Origin of the sequence: Corynebacterium sp. MSK073, from assembly GCF_030232085.1 — a bacterium.
GTDB lineage: Bacteria > Actinomycetota > Actinomycetes > Mycobacteriales > Mycobacteriaceae > Corynebacterium.
This window is the reverse complement of record NZ_JASPIY010000026.1, coordinates 1-5,343: the sequence shown is the minus strand read 5'-3', so window position 1 is coordinate 5,343 and position 5,343 is coordinate 1. Positions and strand designations below refer to the sequence as shown.

Here is a 5,343-nt window from a genome sequence, read left to right as displayed (position 1 = left end):
TTTTCTTCGGTGACACCGTAGTCATTATCGGTGAAACTCCTTCTAGATCAGAGCCTCACACACAAACTTCCTGACACTCTCGGGTTGGCGGCAGGTGGTGCTACCTCTATCGGGCGATCACCGCCGGTGGCCAGACCTTGGGCTTTTACCTCTCTTCGAATCGGAACGTGGCCGCAGCGAAGTGTTTCCTGGCCAAGGCCGTCAGATCCAATGCGTCAGCCGGGTATCCCAGAGTGATCAACGCCGATAAAGCACCCTCCCTAGCCAGGGCAATCGCCGAGTTGAAGTCAGAGGGAATCTGCCCGCCAACAGTGGAACACCGGCAGGTGAAATACCTCAACAACATCCTGGAAGGCGACCATGGTCGGCTGAAGCGGATCCTCGGGCCAAAAGGCGCGTTTAAGAACCGGATATCTGCATATCGGACGTTGAAAGGGATGGAGGCGATGCACTCATTGCGGAAAGGGCTAGGCGCGATGTTTGCCTACGGGCAACCGAACCCGGACGCGGTGATCGTCAACCAGGTCTTCGAGACGGCCTAACAACGCCCACACGCAGCGGCCGTCAGGGAATGAGAAACTGAGTCTTCGCTGCTCTCCGCCCAACTTTGCAACAGTACCGCTAAAACAATCGGGAAGCCTACACCTTCACCTCGGATATGATCGCCGAGAACTTTTCGACAAAATGGACTACTGCGGTAGAGCGAAGAAACTTTCGCAACGACATCAAGAAGGCCATTCATGACATTCTGTGTGTGGCCTAACGCTGGAATTACCTCCAATACTGACCGGTGTCACGTTGATCAAGACAGTCACCTCAGTCCGACAGCGGCCGTCTCGTCCAGAACTCGACTAGACAGAACACAGAAGACTAGCGCCCTCCGGCGCGCTTTCTTTTTACCTGAAAGCACTTTGCGCTGATCTGCCATCATCTTGCTAGTTATACACAGGGGTTTACCTATTTTCCCAGGTGGCTTATAACTATATCCCTGTAGATCTATATCCCCAGCCGATCAACCAACAGAACCGTCATATTGTGGGTTATGGTTTATACTCCCGCCTCGCCTTGCGGCTCGTTGGGCTGCCGCCCAAATCAAAGATTTGGTTGCCACCAACCAGCCCTTGTTACGGGTGCGTTGTGAAAGAATCAACAACTAAGACTTACCTACCCACCTTAGAAAGCCATGACCACACCACAATCCCTGATCACTCGCCTGGCGTCCCCAGACGCCACTGAGCGCACTGAAGCTGACATTCAGTCCGACATCAAGACCCTGCTGACTACCGCCGACTTCGACCTGGATACCCCACGGTTGGAAGAGCAGATCGGTGATGGTTCTCACCGACGAATCGACATCGCCACCGGAGCCACTGTCATCGAAGTAAAAAAGCGGCTCACCAACGAGAGCGCCGACGCGGACTACATCAACCAACTCGCTGGCTACGTCACTACCCACATGAGCCAAGATGGTTCCCGCTACAACGGAATCCTCACCGACGGGAAAACCTGGTGGCTGTTCGAGCAGTCCCCGCCGATGGCTCCTTCGTCCGGCGCAGCACCTTCGAGCTTGCCCCTGGAGCTACCGGGTTCGGGCTTATTGAATGGCTCAAAGCCGTGTTGGCTACTCGGAGCAATTCGCGAATATCATTTTGATTGAACCTATCACAGGCGAGAACTCTCATTTATGAAACATCGGGAATCCCGCAATTCTCATTCCACCAGCGAGAGTATTCCACATGCTGTAGGATGCGGCTCATCTGAGAAGCGGGATGTCAGGATGGCGTGTATCCTAGATTTGTTCCGCCTATCGATACAGAAAGGTTCTATCATGAATCGAGTCGCACTTCTGACAGTTGTGTCTCTAATCACTGCAGGTATTGCCCCCGCAGCTTCTGCCGAAACGGTTGAACAAGCAGAGAAAACTCCTGTTTGGTCTGAAGAGCAATTTGATAGGTCTCTTAAGGAGATCACTCCTGAAGAGAAGAAGCAGCTTGAGCTAATTAGTAACGTCGGTGAACATATTGATTACGACGATGAGGGTAACCTCAAGTCCGATCTCAACGATGATCAGCTTCGTAGTGATTATGGTTTCGAAGACAAAGATGTCAGTTTTTTTCCACTCAGTGCTTGCTGAGGATGAAAGCATTGTTCAGCACAAGGAAAACGAGCCAAAAATTGTCACTACATATGATCACAAGCTCGGCCACAAATCAAATAGCGATTTGACGGTTGGGACGGCTGCAACTCTTACCGCAGCGGCAATGGAAGGGCCAGCTGCTCTTGAGGCGGCATTCTTTGCTTGGGGTGCTGTAGCAGGCGGGCCGATCGGAGCTGCTATTTCTGGCGCTGCCGGCCTTCTTGGGGCAACTTACTTTGTCGATCTCGCTACTAAAATCACAGGGGCGGTCGCGCAGGGTAAAGGTATTACCTGGTACTCTAAGTGGGGATTTCCGCCAATTACCGCAGAGATTGAGGATGACTAATGCGGACGGATAAAGATCCAAAGTTTATTCGCTTTCCAGAATCTCTGTGGGCTTTTGTCACTATATTCCCCTCGGATATTATTGAGAAACATGGAGTTGAGCACTTTTTCAATTCTGGATATTTGTGGCTCTATTCAATATTGGGAGTAATCCTTTTTGGTATTTCCATGATCATGGGTGAAAAAGCGGTATCTCCTTGGATGCATCGTGTGCGTTCCATTTTCCTCTTTGCTGCAACGATAGCTATTACAGCTTTCTTCCCTAGCTTGGTTGGGCGAATAGTCGTGGCGTTCCTAGCCATCTGCTACTTTTTCTGGCCCAATAACCATATAGTCTTTCGTCGAGCAGCGGCATGATCGGTGTTTTAAGTGGAGCTAGCAGTTTATTAATCACTTGATAAAAAGTGATAGGATCTTGCTAAACTGTCTTCCAAAACTTGGCCACAGTACTCATGCGGGTACTGTGGCCAAATTGGTGCATCTATCAAAAAGGGTACATAAGGGTTAAGTAGCTCTTAACTATGGAGTTGTGACGCCTTGAGAGTGTCAGGGAGATTTGGATTCAGAATCCCGCCACAAGGAGTTATTGAAATCCGCCCTTGATGCCCTTTTCTCGTTTCCGACCTAACCTAAACGGAACACGCCTAGGGGGATGAAGCGTCCGGGGTTTAGTTCCTACCTCAGCTAAGGATGTGATGTCTAGTGACTTTTTGGACTCGGAGTCCAGTTAGTTTTTTGACGCGGAGTCCAGGAAGTTTATGGACAGGATGTCTAACGACTTTTTGGACTCTGGCTTCTTGACAATGTGGGGATGGCAATTCCCATTACTCTCCGCAAGAAGATAGCGGATTTCGACCCCATCCGTGAGGGCATCACGGTCCAGCAGTTCTGCAAGAACATCGGCGTATCGAAGCAGACGTACTACAACATCAAAGCACGTATCGCCGAACGCGGGCGGGCTGGCATCGTGCCCGACAGCACGGCACCACTGAACCCGCGACGGGTCTACGATGACAAGATTCGACAACAGGTCCTGCAAGCTCGCGGTACGTTAAGAGCCCGCGGCCAAGACTGCGGCCCATGGTCAATCTTCTACTTCTTCCTCGACGAACTCGGCTACGACCAACCACCGTCACGAGCTTTAATCGCACAATGGTTGCACGAGGCTGGCGTCGCTGACATCAATGCACGTAAACGACCGCGTAAGTCCTACAGGCACTTTGCCAGGGGCGAAGTCAATGAACTGTGGCAGATCGATGCGTTTGCCTACAGACTCTTCGATGTGCCTCACACGCAAGTGACTATCTACCAAGTCGTCGACGATGCCAGCCGCTTCGACGTCGGCTCCCAAGCTTTTGGAACTCCAGAAAACGGCACCGATGCCCGCATCACGCTAAGTGGAGCCATTGATGCTTACGGACTTTTCCAAGAAGTCCTCTCTGACAACGGTGATGCCTTTGCCACCTACCATCGCGGCCGGCTGTCGCAAACCGAACGCTGGCTCGCCAGCCTGGGAGTTCAATCAAGTGCGGGCTTTGCTCCCACGACGCAAGGCAAAGACGAGCGATCGCACCAAACCATGACCAGGTTTTTGGATGCTCGTACCCCGACGACGCTGGCGCAGGTCCAACAGCTGATTGTCGACTACCGCAACTTCTACAACACACGCCTGAGGTTACCCTCGTTTAGTGGACACCCTATTAGTACGGATCTTGTGTCCGTAGGAGAGGATGTTCATTGTGAGTTCGTCAAGGAAGAAGTACACCCCGGAGTACCGGCAGGAGGCCGCCAGACTGGTCATTGAGTCTGGGCGCCCAATCGCTCATGTGGCTAAGGAAATTAGCGTATCAGCCACAATTTTAGGCAGGTGGGTCAAACTTGAGCGGGAACGCCAAGGCTCGGTAGATGGCCGCAGTGATGCCGATATACGAGCCGAAAACGCTCGCCTGCGTCGTGAGTTAGCTGAGGCCAAGATGGATAATGAGTTCTTGTCAAAAGCCACCGCCTTCTTCGCTGCGAAGCAACGCGATCGGAAAAATTTGAGCTAATGCAGCAGGAGAAGGCGAACTACAGCATCAAACGAATGAGCAGGTTATTAGAGGTTTCTCGTTCTGGCTACTATAAATGGCAAAAGGCTCAAGCAGTACGGCTTCGTGGTGAAAATCAGCGTCAGAGATTCCTCGACCAGTTAGACAGGAAAATTCATGACATCTGGGAAGATTCTGACGAAGTCTACGGTGCCCCACGGATTACTGCAGAACTCGCCGAGGGTGGGGTCTATGTGAATCGCAAAACCGTGGCCAAACGCATGCGGATGATGGGTATTGAAGGCATCTCACCCAGGGCGTTTGTTCCCGTAACGACGATTCAATCCAAGCGGAAGTCAACGCTTCCAGACCTAGTGAAACGCCTATTTGATCAAGGGCAGCTTAATCGAGTGTGGATGTCGGATATTACCTATCTACGCACGAATGAGGGCTGGCTGTACCTATGCGTTATCCGCGATGGACACTCCCGCCGAGTCCTAGGCTGGTCCATGGATAGTGTGCAGGATTCTTACCTAGTTGAACGTGCACTGCGCATGGCTTACACCCTGCGTGGTGAAGTACCCGACGGCGTGGTCTTCCACGCCGATCGTGGTACCCAGTTCACCAGCGAACAGCTGTGGCAGGTCTGTCAAGAACTAGGGATTGCACAATCGGTCGGCCGTACTGGTGTCTGCTTTGACAATGCGATGGCCGAGTCGTTCTGGTCGACATTGAAGACCGAATTTTACGATCGGAAGGTGACGCGCGACGCTATTTAGTACCGGTAGGGCGGTATCGAGTACCGACCGGTGCGGATATCGGGTACCGGGGGTA

6 protein-coding genes and 2 pseudogenes are annotated in these 5,343 nt (G+C 52.1%); all 8 read left to right on the top strand.

Annotation, left to right across the window (positions count from 1 at the left end; translation table 11 throughout):
- Window positions 1-80: 80 nt before the first annotated feature.
- Window positions 81-542, top strand: a pseudogene (locus QP970_RS11445) (IS6 family transposase); the annotation flags it as partial.
- Window positions 543-1,183: 641 nt separating this feature from the next.
- Window positions 1,184-1,657 (top strand): PDDEXK family nuclease, encoded by a 474-nt coding sequence (locus tag QP970_RS11440; RefSeq protein WP_239268981.1) that lies wholly within the window; start codon window positions 1,184-1,186, stop codon window positions 1,655-1,657.
- A gap of 171 nt (window positions 1,658-1,828) precedes the next feature.
- A complete protein-coding gene (locus QP970_RS11435) occupies window positions 1,829-2,134 on the top strand; it encodes a hypothetical protein (protein ID WP_284869955.1) in 306 nt (101 codons plus the stop codon).
- Window positions 2,124-2,483 (top strand): hypothetical protein, encoded by a 360-nt coding sequence (locus QP970_RS11430; RefSeq protein ID WP_284869954.1) that lies wholly within the window; start codon window positions 2,124-2,126, stop codon window positions 2,481-2,483. Before QP970_RS11435 ends, QP970_RS11430 begins: the two co-directional genes overlap by 11 nt.
- Entirely contained in the window at window positions 2,483-2,839 is a 357-nt protein-coding gene (locus tag QP970_RS11425) for a hypothetical protein (RefSeq protein ID WP_239268985.1), read from the top strand. The genes QP970_RS11430 and QP970_RS11425 overlap by 1 nt, the downstream gene beginning before the upstream one ends.
- 454 nt (window positions 2,840-3,293) lie before the next feature.
- Window positions 3,294-4,157: pseudogene (locus tag QP970_RS11420) on the top strand (transposase family protein); the annotation flags it as partial.
- A 55-nt stretch (window positions 4,158-4,212) separates the two neighbouring features.
- Complete coding sequence (locus QP970_RS11415; RefSeq protein WP_005285771.1) at window positions 4,213-4,530, top strand: transposase; 318 nt, start codon at window positions 4,213-4,215, stop codon at window positions 4,528-4,530.
- Entirely contained in the window at window positions 4,530-5,288 is a 759-nt protein-coding gene (locus tag QP970_RS11410) for an IS3 family transposase (protein WP_284869953.1), read from the top strand. The genes QP970_RS11415 and QP970_RS11410 overlap by 1 nt, the downstream gene beginning before the upstream one ends.
- Window positions 5,289-5,343 lie beyond the last annotated feature (55 nt).

Coding starts and splice junctions, on each gene's coding strand:
- QP970_RS11435 (WP_284869955.1), top strand. CDS start 1,829: ATGAATCGAGTCGCACTTCTGACAGTTGTGTCTCTAATCACTGCAGGT.
- QP970_RS11410 (WP_284869953.1), top strand. CDS start 4,530: ATGCAGCAGGAGAAGGCGAACTACAGCATCAAACGAATGAGCAGGTTA.
- QP970_RS11415 (WP_005285771.1), top strand. CDS start 4,213: ATGTTCATTGTGAGTTCGTCAAGGAAGAAGTACACCCCGGAGTACCGG.
- QP970_RS11425 (WP_239268985.1), top strand. CDS start 2,483: ATGCGGACGGATAAAGATCCAAAGTTTATTCGCTTTCCAGAATCTCTG.
- QP970_RS11440 (WP_239268981.1), top strand. CDS start 1,184: ATGACCACACCACAATCCCTGATCACTCGCCTGGCGTCCCCAGACGCC.